Source organism: Kitasatospora sp. NPDC059827 (assembly GCF_042731675.1).
Taxonomy (GTDB): domain Bacteria; phylum Actinomycetota; class Actinomycetes; order Streptomycetales; family Streptomycetaceae; genus Kitasatospora.
This window is the reverse complement of record NZ_JBHWIV010000053.1, coordinates 35,948-57,725: the sequence shown is the minus strand read 5'-3', so window position 1 is coordinate 57,725 and position 21,778 is coordinate 35,948. Positions and strand designations below refer to the sequence as shown.

Genomic DNA, 21,778 nt, shown 5'->3' with positions numbered 1-21,778 from the left:
GCCGCCGCGATCTGGCACAACTGGAACACCGGCGCCGCGATCAAGCGCTCACTCATCGCCTATGACCACTGAGGACATCGGACTCATTCATCTAGGGCGGGGTACCAGCAGAGGTCCACTCCGCCCGCACGGAGGTGGCCCCTTCGGGAGGCTGTTCGGCGCGTCCTCGTCGAGATCGGCCCCGCCTGCGCGGGGGTGGCCCTTTCTTCCTTGGGGCGACGGCCTTCGAGCGGGAATCGGCCCCGCCTTCGCGGGGGTCGCCCCGAGGCCTGATACCCCAGGTCCGCTCCGCCCGCTGAGAAGGAGGTTCACCCCGTCGTCTGCTCCGCCCGCGCGGAGGTGACCCGTGGATCGAGGCCACTGCCACCGTCGTCTTCAGGTCCGCTCCGCCAGTGTGGAGGTCGCCTCCGTGTAGCCGGCCAGCAGCAGTCCGACCACGCTGTCGGTTCGCCCTTGCAGAGACGACCCATCCCGGATCCCGGGCCAGCGTCCTCATCGCGCCCTGGCGGCTCGTTCCGCTCGTGCGGAGGTGACCCGATGATCGTCGGGACCAAACCGGTGACCGAGTGGTCTGCTCCGCCCGCCCGAGGGTGTGTTCCACGTCGGGATGAAGGACGAGCTCGACCTCGGCGGCTGGGGTGATCTCGGTGCCGACGTCGGTTGCCTTCGTGACATCGAAGCGCACCATCTGGACGATGATCGTCCCATCCGCTCCGCTCGTGCGGAGGTGACCCGAACGTCCGCGACAGCTCGACCTCCCCCGTCAGGTCCATTCCGCCGGTGCGGAGGTGACCCGAGGACCGGGATCAACAGGTTCCGCAGCCGCGGGTCCACCCCGCCCGCTCGAAGGTCTTGTGTCTGGCAAGTAGCAGGAGGTACTGGTCTCCGGTGAGCTCGAGCTCAACCAGCAGCAGTTCTAGACCACTGGCATCGCACCGTGGCCCGGCCAGGTCTCCCGGCTTCTCACCGACCACGTCTCAGGCTGGAGACCGACGAGAGCCTGCCGATCGCGGACCGCGTCGCCGGCTGCCTCGTCCTGCAGTACGGCCAGAGCACCGACCGCATCGCCAACCTCACCGTCGCCCAGGTCCGCATCCACCCCGACGAACCCGGGGTGCTGGGCCCCCAGCTCCGCCGCGAATCGCTCTGGCTGATGCTCGCGGACCTCCTGGGCGCCGCGGACGGCACCGCCCGCTCCTGGCACGAATGGAACGGAGGAGACGTCGCCCCCCGCCTTCGGACAGCACAAGCCCCGACGAGCCCAGAATGAGCCCCTTTCGGGTGCAGGCCGCAGGCCGTGTGAGAAGCCCCTAGCTGGTGGACGCGCTGAGCAGGTCGACCATCGTCCGCACCGGAAGCGGCAACCAGTCCCCGGCGGCCGGGCGGTTTCGGGAGAGGTCCTCGACGATCTGAGTGGGTGTCGGACGGCGGTGGGGGTCATGGTCGAGACAGCGGGCGACCAGATCGGCCAGTTGGGCCGGCAGCAGACTGAGGACGGACTCCAGGACCTCACCCTCATCCACCGGCACCGCCCCTCCGGCATGGCACAGCACCATGCCGAAGGCGTAGACGTCCGTGGCGAACGTGACCGGCCCTCCGATGTACTGCTCCGGGGCCAGGAATCCCCGCGTGCCGATCAGCTGGCCGGAACGGGTGAGCATGGTGTCGTCGAGTGCCCGAGCGATGCCGAAGTCGATGACGCGAGGCCCGGTTCCGGAGATGATGATGTTGCTCGGCTTGAGGTCGCGATGGACGATGTTGCAGGCGTGGATCCCCTCGAGCGCCTCGGCAACACCGACGGCCAAGGTGTGCAGGCTCCGGCTCGGCAACGCACCGTAATGCTTCAGGACTTCGTGCAGCGGCAGGCCAGGGACGTACTCAGTGATCAGCCAGGGCGGATCACCTTGCGGGTCGGCAGCGACCACCGGCGCGGTGTGGAATCCACCGACCCGGCGCACGGCCTCGATCTCACGGCCGAACCGCCGGCGGAACTCGGCGTCCGCGGCAAGCTCTGGCCTGATGACCTTGACCGCGACCAGGCGCTCCCCGGCGGAGCGCGCGAGGAAGACCGTCCCCATACCGCCCTCGCCGAGCCGGGCAGTCAGCTGATAGCGGCCGATACTGCGCGGGTCGTCCCCCCTCAACGGTTGATGGCTGGGCCCGAGCGACGCCTGTGGGACCAGCAGCGGCGCTGCCGGTTCTCCCCCGTCCACCGCGACGACGATGCTCGCAGCCGCCCCTATGTCGGCGCGTAGCACCGCGGCCTGGGCCTCGCCCTCGGCCTTGAGCACCTCGGCCTGCTTCTCACCCTCGGCCTTGAGGATCTGCGCCTGGCGCTGGCCCTCAGCGGTGAGGATCGCCGCGCGCTTGTCCCGCTCGGCGCACCTCTCCTTCTCCATCGACTTCCGGATGGATGCCGGCGGCTCGATCGCCTGGAGCTCGACGCGGTTGACCCGGATACCCCACTTACCGGCGGCCCCGTCCAGGACGTCGAGCAGACCGGCGCTGATGACCTCGCGCGAGGTCAGACTGGACTCCAGGTCCATCGAGCCGATGATGTTGCGCAGCGTGGCGACAGTCAGCTGCACGATCGCCTCAAGGTAGCCGGCGACCTCGTAGGTGGCCGCGCGCGGGTCGGTCACCTGGTAGTAGACCACCGTGTCGATGTTGACGACCAGGTTGTCCTGGGTGGTCACCGGCTGCGGCGGGAGCGGCACGACCTGCTCGCGCAGGTCGATCCGGCTGTGGACCCGGTCGATGAACGGGACGACGATGTTCAGGCCGGCGTTCAGGGTGCGCTTGTAACGGCCGAAACGCACCACAATCGCGGCGCGGGCCTGCGGAATCATCCGAATCGATCGGGCCAGGACCAGAAGTACCACCAGCACGATGAGAAGCATGAGCATCGGATTACTGCGGCCCCCTCGCCCGTCAACGCCTCGGACCTGCGATCCGGACGACGTCCGGCAGTGTCCGGGCCGAAAGTCTGACAGACGTGCACCGTGATGCAAATAGCCCGACCGGCGGGGGTGGGGCTCAACTCCCTTGCGGTACAGGACAGTACTGCCTTGCGCGTTCGACGCGGTGCGGTCCGGCAACCCGCAACGGACGAGCGGAGCCTCAGCAGAGAAGCTCTCCATGTCAGAGCAGGCCTACGACCGGCTGTTGGAGACGTCGGGTCGGCCGGCCCCCCGGCGTACAGGGCGAGGACCGCACCGTGGATCCGTACGTGTGCGGGCCGGTAGTAGTCCGCGGGGCGGATCGTCTCCACGACGTCGGCGATGAAGTCCTTGGAGCGCGGCATCGCGCTGAGGACGATCTGCTCGGCGGCCAGGTCGTACGGCACCGCGAAGGTGACGCTGCCCGGCTCCGGAGCCGGCTCGCTCTCGCGTAGAGCCGACTTCGGAGCTACTCGTCTAGACCGGGAAGCCGAGCGTCGGGCCGGGGCGGGGGGTGCCGATGTGGAGGGCGCTGAGGCTGGTCAGCCCGGCGGCGGGGAGGCCGAGGGCCTCGTCGGTGGCGGCGCAGGAGGCGTCGGAGCGGATCCGGGCGGACAGGCCGAGGGCGGCCGCCGCGAGGGCGGCGCGTTGCAGGGCCAGCCCGGCCTCGATGTGGGCCAGGCGGTACCAGCGGTCGCCGTACGCGTCGATGCCCGCCTCCAGGGCGGCGACCGGCAGGACCGTCAGGGGCGCCTCCAGGTAGTCCAGCCGGGTCGGCGGTGCGGCCAGCCCGGCGGCGATCCGTCCCGGTGCGCCGGGCGGGACGGGCAGGGGGACCAACTCCCCGTCGCGGTAGGCGTAGCAGCCCGCGGCGAGGCCGGTGACGTCGCGGACCACGCAGCACAGCGCGACCGCGGCGGGTGCCGTCGCGACCCCGGCGAGGTCCCCGGGGTACCCGGCGGCCGCGGCGCCGAGCAGCGCCGCCAGCGCCCGCCGGTCCATCGGCACCGGCAGGAACCCGTTGCTCGCCGAGGCGCGCCGCGCGACCCCCGCGCGGAGGCCCGCCGAGCCCAGGGGCGTCGCGTCGGGCAGCCGGATCGCCGACCCGGGCGCGGGCACGGGCACGGGCAGCGGCCGGGCGGGCTGGACCGCGTCCGGCCGTTCGGTCAGCGAGGCCCCGTGCACGGCGGCGGTGTAGGGCAGCAGCCCCAGGATCGAGGTCGGCGGTGTCACCGGTACGGCCGGCACCGACGGCAGCGACGGCGGCTCGCCGGGGCCCGGGCCGGCCGCCGGGGCGGCCGGGTGGTGGAGCGTCAGGACGGCCGTCACGCTCTGCCCGTAGGGGTCGAGGCCGAGCAGCGCGTCGACCGGCCGGTCGTCCTGGCGCAGCCGCACCCCGACGGTGGCGCCCAGCGCCTCGGCGACCGTCTGGGCCTGGGCGAGCAGCACCCCGGTCTCCTGGTGTTGCAGCCGGTAGCCGAACTCCCGGTACTTCACGGCGCTACGCCAGAACACCGTCGTGAGGACGAGGACCAGGTCGGGCACCTCACCGGTGCCCGGGGCCAGGGCCCTGCGGTGGTCCCCCGGGCGGACGGCGACCAGCCGGTGCCCGACGCCGTCGTAGTGGTACACCGCCGCCGGCAGGCCGGGGGCCGCGCCGAGCGCGAGGTACGCCTCGATCGGGTAGCGGGCGCCGCCGCTCGGCGCGGGGCGGCAGTCGCCCTGGCCGGGCGGGGCGGCGAGCGCGGTGCCCGTCGCCGGGTCCACCGGGTACATCCAGTTCGCCCTGGTCCGGCCGAGCAGTTCGCGCATCAGCGTGCCCAGGACGGCCGGCCAGTCGTGGGCGCCGTCCGCCGGTTCCCACGGCAGCGGCACGGTGGGGCGGTCGGCGTGGACGAGGTGCGCGGGCGGGAGCGGGCCCGGGGACTGCGGGAGCGGTCCGGGGTGGCGGCCGTACGGCAGGTAGGCACGGGCCGCCGCCCCCGGTGCCGGGTCGGTGGGAGGAGCGCTGGGTGACACGGGTGACCTCTGCGGAATGTCGTGGCGGTCCGGTCTCGGCCGGTCGCGCGGGCGGATCGGTCGCACGGGGCGGATCGGTCGCGGGGGTTCAGGGGAACGGGTGCGGGTCCGGGTTGAGCTCCGCCGGGGTGAGGTCCCGGTCGCGGTGGCCCAGCAGCCGGGGCACCGTCAGCAGCCGCGGCAGCCCGTGGGTGCGCCGGAACCGGTGCCCGAAGGTCATCGGCAGCGTGCCGGGGACCAGCACCTTGACGCACGCCAGCCCGCCGGCCCGGTGTTCGGCCGAGGTCTGGTCGACCACCACCACGTCCAGGCCGGTGCCGGTGAACCGGCCGACCAGTTCGGTGAGGTCCCCGATCAGGTCCCGGTGCTCCGGCCAGGGGGTGCCGGCGGCCACGGCGGCCAGCGGCACGGGCGGCGCGCCCGCGCCGAGGAAGCCCAACCGCTCCCGGGCGGCCGGGTGGCCGTACAGGGTGGCGTGGTCGTCCATCGTCCGCACCTCGGCCGGGTCCGCCAGCATCCGGGCCGCCCGGTCCGGGTCGTGCCGGCGGTCGGCGCCGGACAGGAAGCCGGTGAGCTCGGAGAGGCTGCGCAGCAGGGCCCGTTCGGCCGTCAGCGCGGTGCCCGCGCCGCAGAGCAGGTCCAGCCCGCGCGGCGTGGCGGATCCGGCGGCGGGGTCGGCCTCGGCCAGCACCCAGAACGCGGGCACCCGGTGCTCGGTGGTGGTGGCGAACGCGCGCAGCCGGTAGCCGAGCCGGTGCCGGGCGAGCTCGGCGAGCAGCGGGATCCGGCGGTCGGCGGCCGAGGCCAGGTCGACCTCGGGGACGGGCAGCCGGGCGTACCAGGTGAGCAGGAAGGCGTCGCGCTCGGCGACCTCCAGCAGCCCGTGCAGCACCGCCTCGGCCGGGCAGTTGCCGAGGGCGCAGCCGTTGGAGGTCTCGAACACGAAGGAGTCGTCGAGGTGGCCGCGGTTGTAGTAGGCGTAGCTCTCGGGCACCAGGACGGGCAGGCCCCGGGCGAAGGAGTACCCCCACACCCAGCGCAGTTCCCGGTCGGGGGTGTACGGCGCGAACGGGAAGCCGGGGAGGCCGTGCTGCTCGGGGTGGTGCAGGCCGAGCCCCTGGGGGTCCACGGCGTGGTCCGCGATGTCGCGGAAGCGGGCCGTGACGGTGGTGCGCCGGCCGCGCGGGGCCTCGCCGCCCAGGCGCTCCAGGGCCTCCAGGACGGCGGCGAGCCGGGTGGAGCCGAGGTCGGTGGCGTGACCGTAGCCGTTGGCGCTGGCGTGCACGGCCCGGGAGGGGGCCGTCCGGGCGGTGGCGCACAGGGCGGCGGGGGTGGACCAGGTGTCCACCGAGGCGATCACACCGGTGACCGGGTCGACGTAGCGGTCCGCGAGGACCTCCGGGTCCGGCTGCGCGGTGCGGGGCACGTCCGGGTGGAGCTTCGGCGCGGGCGGCAGCGCGAGGACGGCCGCGGCCGCGCTGTCGGCCGGCAGGGCGCCGCAGTCCGGGCAGTACGGGTGCGGCAGCAGGGTGCTGCGGGAGGTCTCGCCGGTGTCCGCCGCCACCCGCAGCACCGCGTCGGCGGTGCGGGGCGGGAGCGGGTCGGCGGTGGGATCGGCGAAGGCGGCGAGCCGGGCCGTCTCCTCGCTGACGAGGCCTCGGACGGCGTCGAGCAGCAGCGGGTTGGTCCGCAGCGCCGGCAGGTCGGGCGGGAGCAGCTCACGGTGGGCCGGCTCCGCGCTGTTGTCGCGCTCGCGCAGCTCGGCGCAGCCCGGGCAGCCGGGGCGACCGGGGAGGCCGGCGGGCCCGAGGACCACCTGCCCGGCGAGCAGCCGGACCGGCAGCCAGGGGCGGCGGTGCGCGGCCGCCCAGGCGCGGCCCCGGCGCAGCGGTTCGAGGTCGCCGGGGCCGACGGTGGTGACGACCAGGACGTCCGCGAGGTCCGGGACGTCCGAAACATCCTGGAGGTCCGGGAGGTCCGGGCCGGGCTGCGCCGGGTCGTCGGCGGTGACGGTCCGCCGGTCGGGGGCGGCGGCGAGCCAGGGCGAGCCGAGCAGCGCGACGGTGATCGCGCCGCGGGCGGGTGTGCGGAGGTCGGTCACGGGAGCAGCACCACCCGGGTGAGGTCGGGCAGGACGGCGGTCGCCTGCGGGTCGAGGTCCAGCGGGACGGCGACGGCCCGCAGACCGGTGGTGGTCCGCAGCGCCGCGGCCAGCGCCGCCAGGTCGGGGTCCGGGGCGGCGGCCCGGTGCGGGGCGGCGGGCTCGGGCATCGCGACTGCGGGTACGGCAACCGGCGGAACCGGCTCGGGTCGGTACCCGGGCTGGTCCTCCGTCCTGGACTGCCAGGCCAGCAGCGCGCGTTCGGCGGAGCGGGCGACCGCCTCGGCGAGGTCGCGTCCGGCGGCGGCGACGGTCCCGGTGCCCAGCCGGGTGGCGCAGGCCGGCACGCCGGTCACCGCGGTGAGGTCGTACAGGGCGGGCTCGCCGACCGTGCCGAGCAACCTCAGCAGGTGGCCGGTGCGGGGGTCGGCGGCGAAGTCCGCCGGATCGAGTGCGGTGGCCCCGGCCCGGTCGGCGCCGGGCGCCAGGGCCAGCAGTGCCTCGACCTGGTCGGCGAGGCCGAGCCAGTGCGCCTCCTCGGGCGAGCGGCCGCCGGCCGTGCCGCGCAGCCACTGCCCCGCGGTGCGGTCCGGGAACGCGGTCGGCACCGGGACGGGGACGGGCCGGCCGTCGGCCAGGTCCACTCCCTGGAGGGTGGTCCGGCCCTCGTCCGCGGCCCGGCCGGCGGTCGCGTCCGCCGCGTAGGCCGCCAGACCGGCCAGCACGGCGGTGACCCGCGCCTCGTCCCGTGCGAGGCCCGAGCCGATGGCCGGTACGTCCAGCGGCTCGCCCCGGTAGCCGTGCGGGACGGCCCGGCAGACCCAGAGCGGGGACTGGGTGAAGTCGGCCTCGTCCACCGCGCCGAGCAGGCCGGTCCGGGCGTCGACGACGCGCGCCGCGCGGGCCAGCAGGTCGGCAGCGGCATCGACATCAGCGTCGGCGGACGGCGTCGCCGCACCGCTGGTCGGGGCCGCCGGGTGGGGCAGGACCAGGTGCCGGGAGCCGGCCAGGGTGTGCAGGTCGGTGCGGGCCAGGATGGGGGCGGCGGAGGTCCCGGGGGCGGGCGGCAGGTCGTCCAGGCCGGTCAGGGCGCGGAACAGCCCGAGCACCAGCCGGTGCGCGAGCAGGCCCGGGACGGCGCCGCCCAGCGGCGCCTCGCCCTCGCCGTCGCGCGGCGGCAGCAGCCGGCGCCAGGCCGATGCGGCGGCCCCGGCGTCGGCCGGACCGAACCAGGCCTCGGCGCCGCCGAGCAGCAGCTGGGCCGGGGTCAGGCCAGCGGCGGCGCAGTGCTCCGCGGTCGCGACGAGCGCCCGGCGGGCGGCCCCGAATCCCTCGTGCGCCGTCCGGACCTCCAGCACGGCCCCGACCCGCGGCCGCTCCGGCAGCTCCGGCAGGTCCGGCAGGTCGGACCGCTTCGGCAGGTCCGACCCGTCCGTCAGGTGCACCCGCTGGTCTTGGTCCCGTCGCTGCGCCGACGCGAACCGGTCCAGTGCGGTGAACGCGGCCGGTTCGGCGACCACTTCGACGTCGCGGCACCCGGTCCGCAGCAGCGCGCGCAGCGCCGCCGCCCGGAGCGGCCCGTCGGCGATCAGTCGCACCCGGGTGTCCCGATAGCGCTGGAAGCGGTGCTCGGCGGAGTCCAGCGCGTGGCGCAGGAACGCGATCTCCGCTGCGTACTCGCGCAGTTCGTGCTCGGTGAGGCCGTGCGGCCGGTCCTCCCGGGCGTCCTTGACGAAGCCGAGCCCGTGCAGGCGCAGCACGAGGTCCCGTACCGCGCCCTGCTTGTCCGCCGGGAGCGGGGCGGTCAGTTCGTCCAGGGTGTGCCGGCCGGTCAGGTGCGGGGTCAGCCGTCGCAGCCACTCGTACGCCTGTGCCCCGGGCAGGACCCAGGAGCGGTGGCCGGCGTGCAGGTAGGCGCCCTCGGGGACCGGCACGCAGCGGACGTCGTCGTTGAGTCTGGGTCGCATCCGGCTCAGCTCCTCTGCGGGTCGGTGGTGGCGGGGACGGTTCCGGCAGGGACGGCTCCGGCGGGGTGGAGCTCGGCGTAGGCGCGGGCCCGGTCCAGCGCGCTGACCCCGAAGGCCTCCTCGACGGTGCGGGCCGTCAGGTAGCAGAGCAGGAAGCGCTGGGTCATCGAGAGCCCCAGCCGGTCGAGGTGGGTGTACAGCTGGTTGATCGCCAGCCGGTGGCCGCGGAACCAGGTCGTGGACATCACCTCGCTCCGGTACGACTCGTTGCCGAGCAGCAGGCCGAGCAGTTCGCCGAGTCGCGGCTCGGCGAGCAGGGGGGTGCGGGCGGCGTGGTCCAGGTCGATCAGGCCGCCCTCCAGCAGCGGCAGGGCGGCGGCCTTCCGCTCCCGCACGTACCCGGCGAACTCGGTGACGAAGGGCAGCCGTCCGGTGCCGTCCAGGGTGTCGAGCACCGCGGCCAGGTCGTCGCCGAGTTCGCCGCGCAGCTGCTGGAACCGCGCCTCGAAGGCGGCCCGGACGTCGTCCGGTTCCGCGCACTGGGCGAAGAAGCCCTCGGCGTGCGAGGCGAAGGACATGAAGCCCCGGGACACCGGCGGCAGGCTGGTGTGCGCGAAGGCGAACATCAGCCACAGCGCGGGCCGCAGCCGGCTGTGGCCGGTGCGGCGGACGTGCTCCAGGACGGGGAGGGCGAGCCGGCTGCTCGCGGCGTGGCCCGCGTCCAGCAGTTCGGCCAGCCTCGGGCTCCCCAGGACGTGCCGGCGGTCCTCGTACGGCTCGCTCTGGAGGGTGTTGTCGGGGTACCACGGCGACAGCGGGCCGCGCTCGTCCAGCAGCGCCGCCCTGCGGGCGTGGCCCGCGGTCTCCCGGGCCTCGTCGAGGACGGCGGTGGACGGGCTGCGCCGCAGGAAGGCGGCCAGCCGGTGTTCGGCGGCCGGCTGCACGGTCTCGTGCCAAGCACTGTCCGTGGTGCGGAAGTTGAGCCGTACGTGCGGGCCGCGCCGCCAGTGGCGCTGGAAGTACGGCTGCTCGATCACATCGGCGAGCTCGGCGAACAGGGGGCGGACGGCGTCCAGCAGCAGCGCGTCCTTGTCGTCCTGGTAGTAGCGGATCTGGAGGCTGCGCCAGTGGGTGTCAGTCACGGTGGTACCCGGTCCTCGCGGGGTCGGTGGATGGGCTGGCGCGGCCGGCGCCGGAGGGGGCTGCGGTCAGCCCGGACTCGACGAGGCGCCGGATGCGCTGCTCGACGCCGTGGTCGAGGCCGAGCCGGTTGTGCAGCAGGTGGACGCAGCGCAGCAGCACGGCCAGCACCGCGCGCCGCCCGGGCGCGGCGGAGCCGGGCGGCGGGACGGCGGTGGGGTGGGGGGCGGTGATCCGCAGCCGGCCGCGGGCGTCCAGGTCGAGCAGGTCGGCCCGCAGCTCCCGCACCGAGCGCAGCCAGCGGTCCTTCGGTCCGTCGCCGGTGACCGGGCCGTCCGCCTGCCGCCGGGCGCGGGCCACCCGGTCCGCCATCGCGGGATCGGTCGCGCCGCCCGGGCGGGGGCGCAGCGCGGCGGCCAGCCGGTCCCGGTCGGGCTCCCAGACCGCGAGCGCCAGGATCAGCGCGTCCGCGCCGAAGCCCGCGCGCTGCGGCCCGGTCGCCCCGTCGGCGAGCAGCCCGAGGGCGAGGTCGCTGGAGAGGGTGAAGTGCCGCTCCACCGCGCGGACCGCCTCCGGCCCGCCGAACACCGACTCCTCGGGCCGGTACCGGATCTCCTCGACGGCGTCGTGCGCGCGCACGGAGCGGTCGTGGTCGGCGAGCCCCTCGGCGGCGGCCAGCCGCTCGGCCCAGGCCGCGTAGTCGGCGGCAGGCATCCGGTCGGCGGACGGGTGGGTGTCGAGGTGCCGGCCCAGCGCGGTGCGGGCCCGGTCCAGCACCACCTCCGCCCGGGCGGCCGTGCGCGGCAGCAGGCGCAGCCGCAGGTGCGGGCCGCCCTCCCAGTACCGCAGGTAGAAGTACTCGTCGATCAGCCCGTCCCGCCGCAGGTCGGCGACCAGCGGCCGGACGGTCCGCACCAGCAGCGCGGTGGCGTCGGCCGTGCTGAACGCGTGCAGGCTCAGCCACTCCCGGCCGCTCCCGCGCCCCGGCTCAGCCATGACCGGTCCCCGCCGTCCGAGGGTCGGCACCCGGGGCGGCATCGGAATCGGCACCGGGGTCGGCACCCGGGTCGGCACCGGAGTCGGCACTCGGCTCGGCACTCGGGTCGACCTCGACGACGTACTCCACGACCCGTCGTCCGAGGCCGCCGAGGACGGGCGCGGCCGCCGGGTCGGGCAGCGCCTCCTGGAACAGCAGGACGCGGTCGGGGCGGGTGAGCAGCCGGTGGAACAGCAGGACCAGGTCGGGGTTGGCGAGGTCGAGGAACATCGGCTTGCGGTCGCGCAGCTCCCCGAGGTCCCCGGGGCGCTGCGGCTCCCGCCCGCCGGTCGGCTCCCGACCGCCGGTCGACTGCCGCGGCGCGGGGCGGTCGGGGACGGCCCGTACGAAGGTGCGCTCCGGCACGCCGTGCCGGCGGGCCCAGTCGGTCAGCCGCAGCAGGTAGTGGGCCTCGTGCTCGCCGCGGCTCTGCCGCGGGACGGCGTCGGCCCGCACGCACCACGAGGCCCGGGCCACGACGACCCGGCCGACGGCGGTGCGCGGCCGGTGCAGGACCTCCCGGGAGTGCGCGGCGGGCGTGGTCGTCAGCAGTTCCCACAGCCCGGCCGAGGGCCCGGGGGTCTCGCCGAACAGCCTGACCAGGAGCAGCATCAGCGGCGGCAGCAGCCGGTCGGCCATGGTGCCCAGGTGCAGCGGCCGGACCTCCGGCCCGTCGGGTCCGTGGCGCAGCACGAGCCGCCGCCGGTCCGGGTCGTGGTCGACGAAGAGCTCGGCGGCGGGCAGGCGCTCGGCCGCAGGCCGGTGGCTGTCGACGCCCGGGGTGTCGATCTCGAAGCGGACGCCGTCGGCCCGCAGGTTGAGGTTGCTGCCGAAGGCGCCGCCGCTCTCGGCGAACAGCACGCCGCCGGGAAGGTCCGCCGGACCGTCGGCGGGCTCTGCCGTCCGACCGGCGAAGTCCCCCTTCTCCTGGGCGAGTTCCGGCAGGACGCGGCGCAGCCTGGCGGTGCCGTGCCCGTGGCCGGCGCCGACGCCGTTGAGGACGAGGTCGAGGGAGCCGTCGTCGTCCCGGCCGGCCTCCTGCACGTAGCAGGACAGCGGTCCCGGGGCCGACCGGTGGGGGGCCAGGTCGGCGAGCAGCCGGTCGACGGCGCGGGCCGGGAGGCGGACGACGCCGTCCCCGTCGGCGGGGTGGTCGCGCAGGAAGCCGATCGCCTCGGCCCGCAGCCCGGCGAGCTCCCGGACGGCGGGCACCGGGCTGGCACCCGGCGGGTGCCCGCCGGCCGTGGCCGGGTTGAGCAGGGCGCGCAGTTCGGCCGCGGCGCTGCCGGGTCGGGCGTCCCGGAGCCGGGTGACGAGGGCGCGGTGGAACAGCGGGAACGGGACGGGCCCGGCGTGGTCGGCGAAGACCTCGGCCGCGACCAGTCGCAGTGCGGCGTCGGGCCGGAACAGCGCGAGCAGCCGCCCGACGGCGGCGAGGTCCGCGAGCGCGCCCGCCCAGTGCTGGGGGTCGCCGTGCAGGACGACCTCGGTGAAGACGGCGTTCTCGTGGAAGAGGTTCTTGCGGGGCGGCGCCTGGGTCCGGTCGCCGGGCGTGCCGTAGGTCTCCAGCAGGCCGGTGATCTCCCGGTCCACCCGCCGGTGCAGCGCCGTCCGGACCGCCGCCGACGACCCGGGGTAGGCCGCCAGGGCGCGCCGGACGGCCTGCAACTGCCGCTGTCCGTCGGGGAGTTCCCAGCGTTCGAGGTGGCGCAGCAGCTCGCCGAGGTGGTCCGGGGACTGGTCGGCGAACGGCAGCGCCGCCTCCAGCAGGCCGACCTCGACGAGTTTGGCGAGATAGGCCGTCGCGGTTTCCGACACCGCCGTCGTCTCCGGCACCGCGTCGGGCCGGGCGGCCGACCCGCCGGCGCGGGCCGCGAGGTGGTCGCGCAGTTCGGCGGCGGTGCGCGGGCCGCCGGCCCGCAGGAGGTCGACGCAGGCCCGGGCCGCACCGTCCGCGGCGACCGACAGCACCCGCTCCGACCAGCCCGGTGCGACGAACCAGAAGCGGCCGTCCTCCTCGCACAGCGTCGGATTGACCCGCAGCACCCGGCCGCGCGGCGGCGTGCGGGGCCCGGCCAGCGCGTGCGCCAGCCGCTGCATCACCCAGACGTTCGGCTCGACGACACTGCGCCAGGCCGTCGCGCCGGTGGGCTCGACGGCGGAGCCGCAGCGGCGCCACTCGCCGAGGCCGGTCACGGTGAAGGTGGCGTACGGGCTGGTCTTGGCGGCCGCCCGGGCCAGGTACTTGACCAGGCGCAGCCTGGTGCGGCGGGCCGGCTCGGTGCCGGCCGGGGAGTCGAGCCACGCGGTGAGCGCGTCCGAGAGCATCGGGTTGCCCTGGACCAGCCCGTGGCGGAAGGCCGGGTTCGCGCTGTGGCGGCGTACGGCGGACAGGGCGTCCGGGAGGTCGCGGTCGTAGCGGTCCGGGAGCGCCGCGAAGTCCGCCCGGTGGGCGCGCAGGGCCGCCAGCCAGGCGTCGATCCGTTCGGCTAGGGCGGTCGGCAGGGCCTGCCGGACCTGGTCCGACCAGACCGCGGGGCCGGGCACGCTCGCGCCGTGGAGGCTGCGGCGCAGCGCCACCACCCGCGGTTTCAGCTCGGAGCCGGCCAGCGCGCCGATCACCGGGTGGCAGGCGTCGGCGAGGCGCGTGCCCTCGTGGGCCAGCCGGTCGCGTTCCGCGAGCAGGTGGTCCACCGCGGAGCGGACGGCCGGTCGGCGCAGTTCGTGCAGGGCGTCGGCCGGCAGGCCCGCGACGCGGACGGCGAACCGGCGGACGGCAGGGGTGGTGGGGGGAATCACGGTGGGAACGCCGTTTCGTCTCCGGAGGGTCCGACGGGCTCTTCCCAGCGCGCCGGAGGGGTACCGCCGGTCAGTCACCGGTGGTCGTGCTGCCGGGGAGCGTCCCGCAGGCCCTCGCCGGGTCCGACGGGACCGGCGGGACGCTCCTCAGTGGCTACCCGTCGGGCGGGTGCCCTGCCCGATCGATCAGGTCAGGCTGAAGTAGCAGTGGCAGCCGTAGGGGGCACAGGAGGCGCCGACCTCGGTGTGCGCACTGTCGGTGGCCAGCGAACCGATGGCGTCGCCCTCGGCGAGCTCGATGCCGGTGACGTCCAGGGCGTCCAGGTCGAGCGAGTTCAGCTGCATGTCCATGGTGACGGTCCTTCCTCTCGTTCCGTCGGCCCGTTCGGGCTGACAGGAGAACCTTCACAAGCGCCGATCTACAGCCGATATACGGAGAGCGCCGTCTCCGTCTACGGCCCGCACACCCTCCGGTGGCCCGCTTCCGGCCCGGTAAAGTTAGCTGAGGCACACCTAACCTGTACGGACCGGGGAGAGAGATGGCGAGGGACGGCCAGGAGGCCAGGCGCCCGCACGGGGAGCTCGTGGCGGACGTGCTGGCGGTGCTGTGGGCGGCCGGGGAGCCGCTGACCGCCCAGCAGGTCAAGGGCGCCCTGCACCAGGACCTCGCCCGGACGACGGTGGCGACGATCCTCACCCGCCTGCACGAGAAGGGGACCCTGGCCCGCACCCGGCCGGGGCGTTCCTTCGCGTACGCGCCCGTCTCGGACGCCGCCGGCCTGGCGGCCGGCCGGATGCGCCGGGAGCTGGAGAAGGAGCCGCACCGGGACCTCGTCCTGAAGCGGTTCGTGTCCTCACTCTCGGCGGACGACGGGGACGCCCTGCGCCGCCTCCTCCTCGAAGCGGAGGGCGATTCCCCCGCAGCCGTGGCGGGCGAGGGAGTAGCGGGAACAGCGGGAGGCGGAGCATGACGCTGTTCCTCGTGATCGTCGCCCTCGCCGTCGCGCTGCCCTGGGCAGCGGTGCCCGCGGCGGACCGCCTGGCCGGGCTGCTCCCGCCCCGCGCGGCCTCCTTCGCGCTGACCGGGGCGGCGGTGCTCCTCGCGGGCGGCACGCTCGCGGCGCTGGTCGGCCTCCTCCACGTGCCGTTCCTCGCGGGGCTGGAGCACATGGCGCTCGGCCGGGTGGTCGCGGACTGGCCGGCGGCGCTGCCGGTGGCCTGCGCGGCCGGGGCGCTGCTCGCCGCGCAGGCGGTCCGGCTCGCGCGGGCCGCGCGCCGCCACCGCGCGCTGCTGGCGCGTGCCTGGGAGCTGACCGGCGCGGCCACGCCCGGGAGCGACCTCCTGGTCGTGCCGGGCGAGGAGGCGGAGGCCTTCGCCCTGCCCCGCCACCGGGGGCGCGCCGGCCGGGTCGTCGTGACGGAGGGCATGCTCAGGGCCCTGACACCGTCGGAGCGGGCGGTGCTGCTCGCCCACGAGCGGGCCCATCTGAACGGACGCCACCACCTGCTCGCGGGTGTCACCGACCTGGCCGCCGCCGTCCATCCGGCGCTGGGACGGCTGCGCACCGCCCTGGAGTTCCACCTGGAGCGGTGGGCGGACGAGGCCGCCGCCCGGGTGGTGGCCGACCGGCGGACCGCCGCGACCGCCATCGCCCGGGCCGCGCTGGCCGGTGCCGGTTCCGGTTCCGGTTCCGGACGGTACGGCGGAGGACGGTACGGCGGAGGACGGTACGGCGGCGGCCGGGTGCTCGCCGTGGACACGGGGCCGGTGCCCCAGCGGGTGCAGGCCCTGCTCGGACCGGAGCCCGCCGGACCACAGGGGCGCGGACCACGCCTGGCCGCCGCCGCGTTCTGCGTCGCGGTCCTGTGCTCGGCCCTGCTCGCCGTCGGCCTCGCCTACGGCCTGCACGAGTACGTGGAGTACGCGGCGGAGCGGATCACCGGCCGCTGACGCGTGAGCGGTGCGGCGGGGTGCGGCCCGGTCAGGCGCGGCCGAGGACCTGGGTGACGGTGATCTCGATGACCACCCGGTCCGGGTTCTCGCGCGGCGGGCGGTAGCGCTCGGCGTAGCGGCGCTCGGCGTCGGCGACCTGCTCGGCGCCGTCGCGCACCACCGCGACGCCCTCCAGGGTGGACCAGCGGGCCCGGTCCACCTGGCAGACCGCGACGCGCAGGCCCTCGGGTCCGGCCGCCGCCACGTTGCGGGCCTTGCGGCTGGTGCGGCTGGTGATCACCCGGGCGGTACCGGTCTCCGGGTCGAAGGTCACGCCGACCGGCACCACGTGCGGGGTGCCGTCGGGCCGGGTGGTGGTCAGGGTGGAGATGTGCCGCTCGCGCCAGAAGGCGAGGAAGGCGTCGTCGAGGTCACGCGGGTCATGGGCCATGATCGCGATCGTACGGCCCCCGGGGCGTCATCCTCCCCGGGGGCCGTACGGTATGCGGCGAGCAGCATTCGGCCTGCGGCCGGGGCCTCAGTGACCGCGGGCGATCCACTCCGGCAGGGCCGGGGCCTCGGCGCCGATGGTGGTCGGGTCGCCGTGGCCGGTGCGCACCACCGTGTCGGCCGGGAGCGACAGCAGCCGCTCGCGGATGGACTCGATGATGGTCGGGAAGTCCGAGAAGGAGCGTCCGGTCGCGCCCGGCCCGCCGTGGAACAGGGTGTCGCCGGTGAACACGGTGCCGAGCCCGGGGGCGTGGAGGCAGACCGCGCCGGGCGCGTGGCCCGGGGTGTGCAGCACGGTCAGCTCGGTGCCGGCCACCTCGATCCGCTGCCCGTCGGCGAGTTCGCCGTCCGGGAGCCGCTCGGGGTGGGTGAGCTTCCACAGCGGGAGGTCGTCCGGGTGCAGCAGGATCGGCGCACCGGTGCGCGCGGCCAGCTCCGGGGCGGCGTCGATGTGGTCGTTGTGGGCGTGGGTGGAGACGATCGCCAGCAGCCGACGGCCGCCGAGGGCGGCCTCGATGGCCGCGGCGTCGTGGGCGGCGTCGATCACCACCGCCTCCTCGTCGTCACCGACGATCCAGACGTTGTTCTCCACCTCCCAGCTGCCGCCGTCGAGTTCGAAGGTCCCGGCGGTGACCAGGCGGTCCACTCGGGTGGTCACAGGATCACCACCGAGCGGAGGACGTCACCGTGGTGCATGCGCTCGAAGGCCTGCTCCACCTCGTCGAGCCCGATCCGCTCGGTGACGAAGGCGTCCAGGTCCAGGCGGCCCTGGAGGTGGAGGTCGATCAGCATCGGGAAGTCCCGGGAGGGCAGGCAGTCGCCGTACCAGGAGGACTTGAGCGCGCCGCCGCGGCCGAAGACGTCCAGCAGCGGCAGGTCCAGGGTCATCTCCGGGGTCGGCACGCCGACCAGGACGACGGTGCCCGCGAGGTCGCGGGCGTAGAACGCCTGCTTGTAGGTCTCGGGGCGGCCGACGGCCTCCACCACGACGTCGGCGCCGTTGCCGCCGGTCAGCTCGCGGATCGCCTCGACCGGGTCGGTGGTGCGGGAGTTGACGGTGTGGGTGGCGCCCAGGGAGCGGGCCTTCTCCAGCTTGCGGTCGTCGATGTCCACCGCGATGATCTTCGCCGCGCCCGCCAGCCGGGAGCCCATCACGGCCGCCCCGCCGACGCCGCCGCAGCCGATCACGGCGACGGTGTCGCCGCGGCCGACGTTGCCGGTGTTGATCGCGGCGCCGAGGCCCGCCATCACGCCGCAGCCCAGCAGGCCCGCGACGGCCGGGTCGGCGGCCGGGTCGACCTTGGTGCACTGGCCCGCCGCGACCAGAGTCTTCTCGGCGAAGGCGCCGATGCCCAGCGCCGGGGACAGCTCGGTGCCGTCGAGCAGCGTCATCTTCTGCTTCGCGTTGTGGGTGGCGAAGCAGTACTGCGGGCGCCCGCGCTTGCAGGCCCGGCACTGGCCGCACACCGCGCGCCAGTTGAGGACGACGAAGTCGCCCGGCTCGACCTCGGTGACGCCCTCGCCCACCGACTCCACGACGCCCGCGGCCTCGTGGCCGAGCAGGAACGGGAACTCGTCGTTGATGCCGCCCTCCCGGTAGTGGAGGTCGGTGTGACAGACGCCGCACGCCTGGATCCGCACCACCGCCTCGCCCGGCCCCGGGTCCGGCACCACGATCGTGGTCACCTCCACGGGTGCGCCCTTGGCGCGCGCGATGACTGCCTTGACCTGCTGGGCCATCCGATTCCACCTCCGTCGGCCGGTACGGCTACGCACCGGCGTGACCTGCGACAAACGACTGCGGGAGAACTCTAGAAGCACTTCCGAAGGAGTGCCTACGAAGGGTAGCGCCCGCCCGGCCGGGCGCACGTGCCACGGGCATGCCCGGCAGTCCTGCCGGGCCCACCGGGCACTCGCCCCCGCGCGGCCCCGGCGCGGCCCCGGACCAGGGGCGCGCGGGCGGCGGTGAGCGCCCGTCAACGTGCCACGAACTGCCCGGAAAGCGCCACCGTTGGCTGGAAGTGCCGCAGACGGGCACCCCGCCGTCCACGTACGGTCGTAGCAGAGACGGTCCACGCGACCACGCTCAGCACACCCGCCCCACCTGACGGCACGCCACCGCGCGCCGCTCGTGCCGGGCGCGTACCGACCGTACGCCCCCGCACGTTTCGCGCCATCCCGCGCCATCCCGCGGACGGGCCCGCGCCCCCGCGCGGGCAGCGTTCCCGGTCCCACCGCGTCCCACCGCACCGCCGGCCCCGAGTCGAGCCGCCCCGGCCGAACCGCCCGTCCCGCACGAACCCCGGATCCCCCCCCGTCGGGCCGCCCCGCGCGGTCCCTGCCCTGGAGTCTGGAGTACGGATGTCCACCGAGAACAGTGCGACCGGTGCCGGCACCGGCACCGCCCCGCTCCCCCCGATGCACTGCCTGCGCCACCTGGAGCCCGGTCCGCCCCGGCTCGCGGCGCTGCCCACCGGCACGCCGGTCTGGCTGGTCAGCCGGCACGCCGACGTCCGGCAGGTGCTCACCGACCCGCGGCTCGGGCGCGCCCCGCTCTACGCGCCGGACGCCCCGCCGCTCATGGTCACGCCCAACATCCTGGACGACCCGCAGAGCATGCTGAACATCGACGGCACCGAGCACCAGCGGCTGCGCCGCACCGTGCAACGGGCCTTCACCCCACGCGCGATCGCGCGCTGGAAGCCCTGGGTCGCCTCGGTGATCGAGTCGCTGATCGACGAACTGATCGACCACGGCTCACCCGCCGACATCGTCGCCACCTACACCCGGCCGCTGCCGGTCCTGGTGATCAGCCGGCTGATGGGCCTGGACAACCTCGACAGCAAACGGCTCGCCCACTGGAGCGACCACGCGCTCTCCACCACCGCCCACAGCGCCGAGGCGATCGCCACCGCGATGACCGAGTTCGCGGCCTTCGGCGCCGAGGTGATCGCCGAACGCCGCGCGGAACCCGGCGAGGACCTGGTCAGCAGCCTGCTGTCGGCCGCCGCCGAGGACGGCTCGATCACCGAGGGGCAGCTGATCGCCCTGGTCATCGGCCTCGTGGTGGCCGGTCACGAGACCACCATGACCAGCCTCGGCAACGCCCTGGTCTACCTGCTCCAGGACGGCCGGGACGCCTGGCAGCGGCTCGCCTCCGACGAGGCCAGCGCCGCCGCCGCGACCGAGCAGATCCTGCGCGCCGTACCGCTCGGCGACGCCGCCGAGCACATGCCCGGGCTGCTGCGCCGCACGGTGGAGGACGTCGAGATCGGCGGGGTGGTCATCCCGGCCGGCAGCGTCGTCGCCGCCGACACCGGCACCGCCAACCAGGACCCGGAGGTCTTCACCGGGGACCTGCGCACCGAGCTCTTCTCCCCGCTGGCCGCGCCGATGCTCACCTTCGGCGCCGGACCGCACCACTGCCTGGGCGCCTGGCTGGCCCGGATGGAGCTGGAACTCGCCCTGCACCGACTGGCCCGCCGGCTGCCGGCGCTGCGGCTGGCCGACGCGGCCCGGGACATCGACTGGCGGCGCGGGCTGCTCACCCGCAGCCCCAACACCCTGAGGGTCACCTGGTGACGGGGGGTCCGACCGGGCCCGCCGACCCGGCGGCGGCCGAATCCGTGCTGGTCCGGGTCGACCGGGACCGCTGTATCGGCTCCGGGATGTGCGCCCTGAGCGCCCCCGGGTCGCTGGCCCTCGACACCGACGGCCAGGCCCGGCCGGTGGCCGGGTACGCCGCCGGCGGAGCGGAGTTGACGGACGGGCTGACCGAGGCGGTGGAGTTCTGTCCGGTCGAGGCGCTCACCCTGTTCTCGGCCCGCGGCGGCTACCGGATCGAACCTGCGGAGTGACGCGCCGGACCGGGTGACCACCTGATCCGGTGCCCCGTGACCCGCTGACCCCGGTGTCGTGTCGACGGCCTCCACCGCGCACGGCACCGGGGATCACCGTGCGTCGCGGGCTCCCCCGGGAGCGGCCGCGGCCAGGGCGGCGCGCAGTTCGGCGGCCGGGTCGCCCTCGTGGTACGGGCGTTCGCTGGGCTCGATGTGGTCCAGGAACTCCTGGTAGCGCAGCGCGTAGGACACGTGGTGGAGCGGAGCGGCGAGTTCGAGGGCGCGGTGCGGGTCCGAGCCCGGGGCGTGCTCGCGCCAGGCCGCCGTCCAGACCTCGGCGTGGTGGTGCCAGGCCGCCGGGGTGAGGTAGGCGCGGGGGCGCAGCCCGTCCAGGGCCGGGTGGCCGAGGCAGGCGTCGGCGTAGTCGACCACGACCGGGCGGGCGTCTCCGGTGCGCCAGTTGCCGGGGTGGAAGTCGCCGTGCAGCAGTGTCTCCGGGAGGCCGCAGGCGGCCAGTTCGTCCAGCAGCGCGGGCAGTTCGGCAGCGAACCGGTGCAGCCGGTCGCGTTCGGGCGCCGTCAGGTCGGTCTCGGCGGGGAGCCGGTCCAGCAGCGCCGTCAGCTGGGCGTGCAGGGTGGTGGGCGTGCGGTCGCGCAGGCCGGCCAGGGCCGTGGGCCGCCCGGCCAGCGCGGCCTGGGCGGCGACGAAGCGCGGGACGACGTCGGCGACGGTCGCCTCGCTCGGGCTCCAGCAGTCCTCGCCGGGGACGTGGTCGAGCAGCAGCCGGCCGGCGGCCGGGTCGGCGGCGAGCACCGGCGGGACGAGGGTGGGGTCGACCCCGCCGAGCAGCGCGATCACCTCCCCCTCGGCGGCGTTGAACTCCGGGCCGGTGGTCTTCAACCAGGCGTCGGCCCCGACGGGGGAGGGGAACCGGAAGAGGCCGGACAGGTTCCAGGTCCGGATCTGCCGCGCCGCCCCGGTCGGCCGGCCGAGGTCGGCGAGCCGCTCCCGCGCCCATGCCAGCGCCGAGCGCAGCCCGTCCGGGGTGGCCCAGGCGGCCCGCCGGGCGGCGGGGGCCAGCAGGGCGGCCGTCCCGGCGTCCGGCGGGCGGGGCGTCAGGGCGGCGGGCGCCCGGAGCGCCTCGGCGTGGTAGCGGACCCGGCCGCCGTGGCCCGGGTCCGCGCTGTGCCCGTCGAGGAGTCTGGTCACCAGCACCGGCACGCCGGCCAGTTCGGTGGCCCGGGCGACCACGCCGTCGACCGCCGACCACCAGCCGAGGTCCATCTCGAAGGGGCCCAACTGCCCGTAGTAGGCGCCTCCGTGGGTGAGGTCGACGGTCACGGTCCGGCTGTTCGCTCGCTGCATCCGAGCAGCTTCGCCCACGGAGCGAGGCGGTGGCGACCGGTTTTCCCGGGCGGCGGACCCGTTCGTCGCGGGGCCGCCGTGAGGCTGCGCTGCCCGGAGCCTCCTGCCGGCGGTCCCGCCCGGTCCGTCG

Annotated in this window: 17 protein-coding genes and 2 pseudogenes; 5 read left to right on the top strand and 14 right to left on the bottom strand. The window is 75.6% G+C overall.

What is annotated here, in order from left to right:
* Window positions 1-937 precede the first annotated feature (937 nt).
* Window positions 938-1,270 (top strand): hypothetical protein, encoded by a 333-nt coding sequence (locus ACFV8H_RS28075; RefSeq protein WP_380405283.1) that lies wholly within the window; start codon window positions 938-940, stop codon window positions 1,268-1,270.
* Window positions 1,271-1,310: 40 nt separating this feature from the next.
* Here the strand turns inward: ACFV8H_RS28075 and ACFV8H_RS28070 are convergent.
* The 10 genes and pseudogenes from ACFV8H_RS28070 to ACFV8H_RS28025 form a co-directional block, all read right to left on the bottom strand.
* Window positions 1,311-2,099: pseudogene (locus ACFV8H_RS28070) on the bottom strand (serine/threonine-protein kinase); the annotation flags it as partial.
* 81 nt (window positions 2,100-2,180) lie between these two features.
* Window positions 2,181-2,906: pseudogene (locus ACFV8H_RS28065) on the bottom strand (SPFH domain-containing protein); the annotation flags it as partial.
* A complete protein-coding gene (locus ACFV8H_RS28060; protein ID WP_380405280.1) occupies window positions 2,846-3,346 on the bottom strand; it encodes a DnaB-like helicase N-terminal domain-containing protein in 501 nt (166 codons plus the stop codon). The gene ACFV8H_RS28060 and the pseudogene ACFV8H_RS28065, both read right to left, overlap by 61 nt.
* Window positions 3,347-3,416: 70 nt before the next feature.
* Complete coding sequence (locus ACFV8H_RS28055) at window positions 3,417-4,958, bottom strand: SagB/ThcOx family dehydrogenase (protein WP_380405277.1); 1,542 nt, start codon at window positions 4,956-4,958, stop codon at window positions 3,417-3,419.
* Window positions 4,959-5,046: 88 nt separating this feature from the next.
* On the bottom strand, window positions 5,047-7,059 hold the full coding sequence (locus ACFV8H_RS28050; RefSeq protein ID WP_380405274.1) for a TOMM precursor leader peptide-binding protein: 2,013 nt from the start codon (window positions 7,057-7,059) through the stop codon (window positions 5,047-5,049).
* Window positions 7,056-9,026 carry a hypothetical protein gene (locus ACFV8H_RS28045; protein WP_380405271.1) on the bottom strand — a complete coding sequence of 657 codons (1,971 nt, stop codon included), beginning with the start codon at window positions 9,024-9,026 and terminating at the stop codon, window positions 7,056-7,058. The genes ACFV8H_RS28050 and ACFV8H_RS28045 overlap by 4 nt, the downstream gene beginning before the upstream one ends.
* Window positions 9,027-9,031: 5 nt before the next feature.
* On the bottom strand, window positions 9,032-10,168 hold the full coding sequence (locus ACFV8H_RS28040; RefSeq protein WP_380405268.1) for a thiopeptide maturation pyridine synthase: 1,137 nt from the start codon (window positions 10,166-10,168) through the stop codon (window positions 9,032-9,034).
* Complete coding sequence (locus ACFV8H_RS28035) at window positions 10,161-11,162, bottom strand: lantibiotic dehydratase C-terminal domain-containing protein (RefSeq protein WP_380405265.1); 1,002 nt, start codon at window positions 11,160-11,162, stop codon at window positions 10,161-10,163. Before ACFV8H_RS28035 ends, ACFV8H_RS28040 begins: the two co-directional genes overlap by 8 nt.
* Window positions 11,155-14,001 (bottom strand): lantibiotic dehydratase, encoded by a 2,847-nt coding sequence (locus tag ACFV8H_RS28030; protein ID WP_380405262.1) that lies wholly within the window; start codon window positions 13,999-14,001, stop codon window positions 11,155-11,157. Before ACFV8H_RS28030 ends, ACFV8H_RS28035 begins: the two co-directional genes overlap by 8 nt.
* A gap of 186 nt (window positions 14,002-14,187) precedes the next feature.
* Entirely contained in the window at window positions 14,188-14,352 is a 165-nt protein-coding gene (locus tag ACFV8H_RS28025; protein WP_360234200.1) for a hypothetical protein, read from the bottom strand.
* Between the two features lie 188 nt (window positions 14,353-14,540).
* Here ACFV8H_RS28025 and ACFV8H_RS28020 point away from each other — a divergent pair, with 188 nt between their 5' ends.
* Window positions 14,541-14,972, top strand: coding sequence for a BlaI/MecI/CopY family transcriptional regulator (locus ACFV8H_RS28020; RefSeq protein WP_380405258.1), 432 nt, complete (start codon window positions 14,541-14,543; stop codon window positions 14,970-14,972).
* Entirely contained in the window at window positions 14,969-15,952 is a 984-nt protein-coding gene (locus ACFV8H_RS28015) for a M48 family metalloprotease (protein ID WP_380405255.1), read from the top strand. The genes ACFV8H_RS28020 and ACFV8H_RS28015 overlap by 4 nt, the downstream gene beginning before the upstream one ends.
* Window positions 15,953-15,983: 31 nt before the next feature.
* On the opposite strand, the gene ACFV8H_RS28010 is transcribed toward ACFV8H_RS28015, so the two are convergent.
* From ACFV8H_RS28010 to ACFV8H_RS28000, 3 genes are all read right to left on the bottom strand, one after another.
* Window positions 15,984-16,385: a pyridoxamine 5'-phosphate oxidase family protein gene (locus ACFV8H_RS28010; RefSeq protein ID WP_380405252.1), complete on the bottom strand. Its 402-nt coding sequence runs from the start codon at window positions 16,383-16,385 to the stop codon at window positions 15,984-15,986.
* 87 nt (window positions 16,386-16,472) lie between these two features.
* Window positions 16,473-17,102 (bottom strand): MBL fold metallo-hydrolase, encoded by a 630-nt coding sequence (locus ACFV8H_RS28005; RefSeq protein ID WP_380405249.1) that lies wholly within the window; start codon window positions 17,100-17,102, stop codon window positions 16,473-16,475.
* Window positions 17,099-18,184: an S-(hydroxymethyl)mycothiol dehydrogenase gene (locus tag ACFV8H_RS28000; RefSeq protein WP_375891644.1), complete on the bottom strand. Its 1,086-nt coding sequence runs from the start codon at window positions 18,182-18,184 to the stop codon at window positions 17,099-17,101. Before ACFV8H_RS28000 ends, ACFV8H_RS28005 begins: the two co-directional genes overlap by 4 nt.
* Window positions 18,185-18,805: 621 nt before the next feature.
* On the opposite strand from ACFV8H_RS28000, the gene ACFV8H_RS27995 reads away from it, so the two are divergent.
* A complete protein-coding gene (locus ACFV8H_RS27995; protein ID WP_380405244.1) occupies window positions 18,806-20,026 on the top strand; it encodes a cytochrome P450 in 1,221 nt (406 codons plus the stop codon).
* Window positions 20,023-20,301 (top strand): ferredoxin, encoded by a 279-nt coding sequence (locus tag ACFV8H_RS27990; RefSeq protein WP_375891648.1) that lies wholly within the window; start codon window positions 20,023-20,025, stop codon window positions 20,299-20,301. Before ACFV8H_RS27995 ends, ACFV8H_RS27990 begins: the two co-directional genes overlap by 4 nt.
* Before the next feature lie 93 nt (window positions 20,302-20,394).
* On the opposite strand, the gene ACFV8H_RS27985 is transcribed toward ACFV8H_RS27990, so the two are convergent.
* On the bottom strand, window positions 20,395-21,648 hold the full coding sequence (locus tag ACFV8H_RS27985) for a phosphotransferase family protein (protein ID WP_380405240.1): 1,254 nt from the start codon (window positions 21,646-21,648) through the stop codon (window positions 20,395-20,397).
* Window positions 21,649-21,778 lie beyond the last annotated feature (130 nt).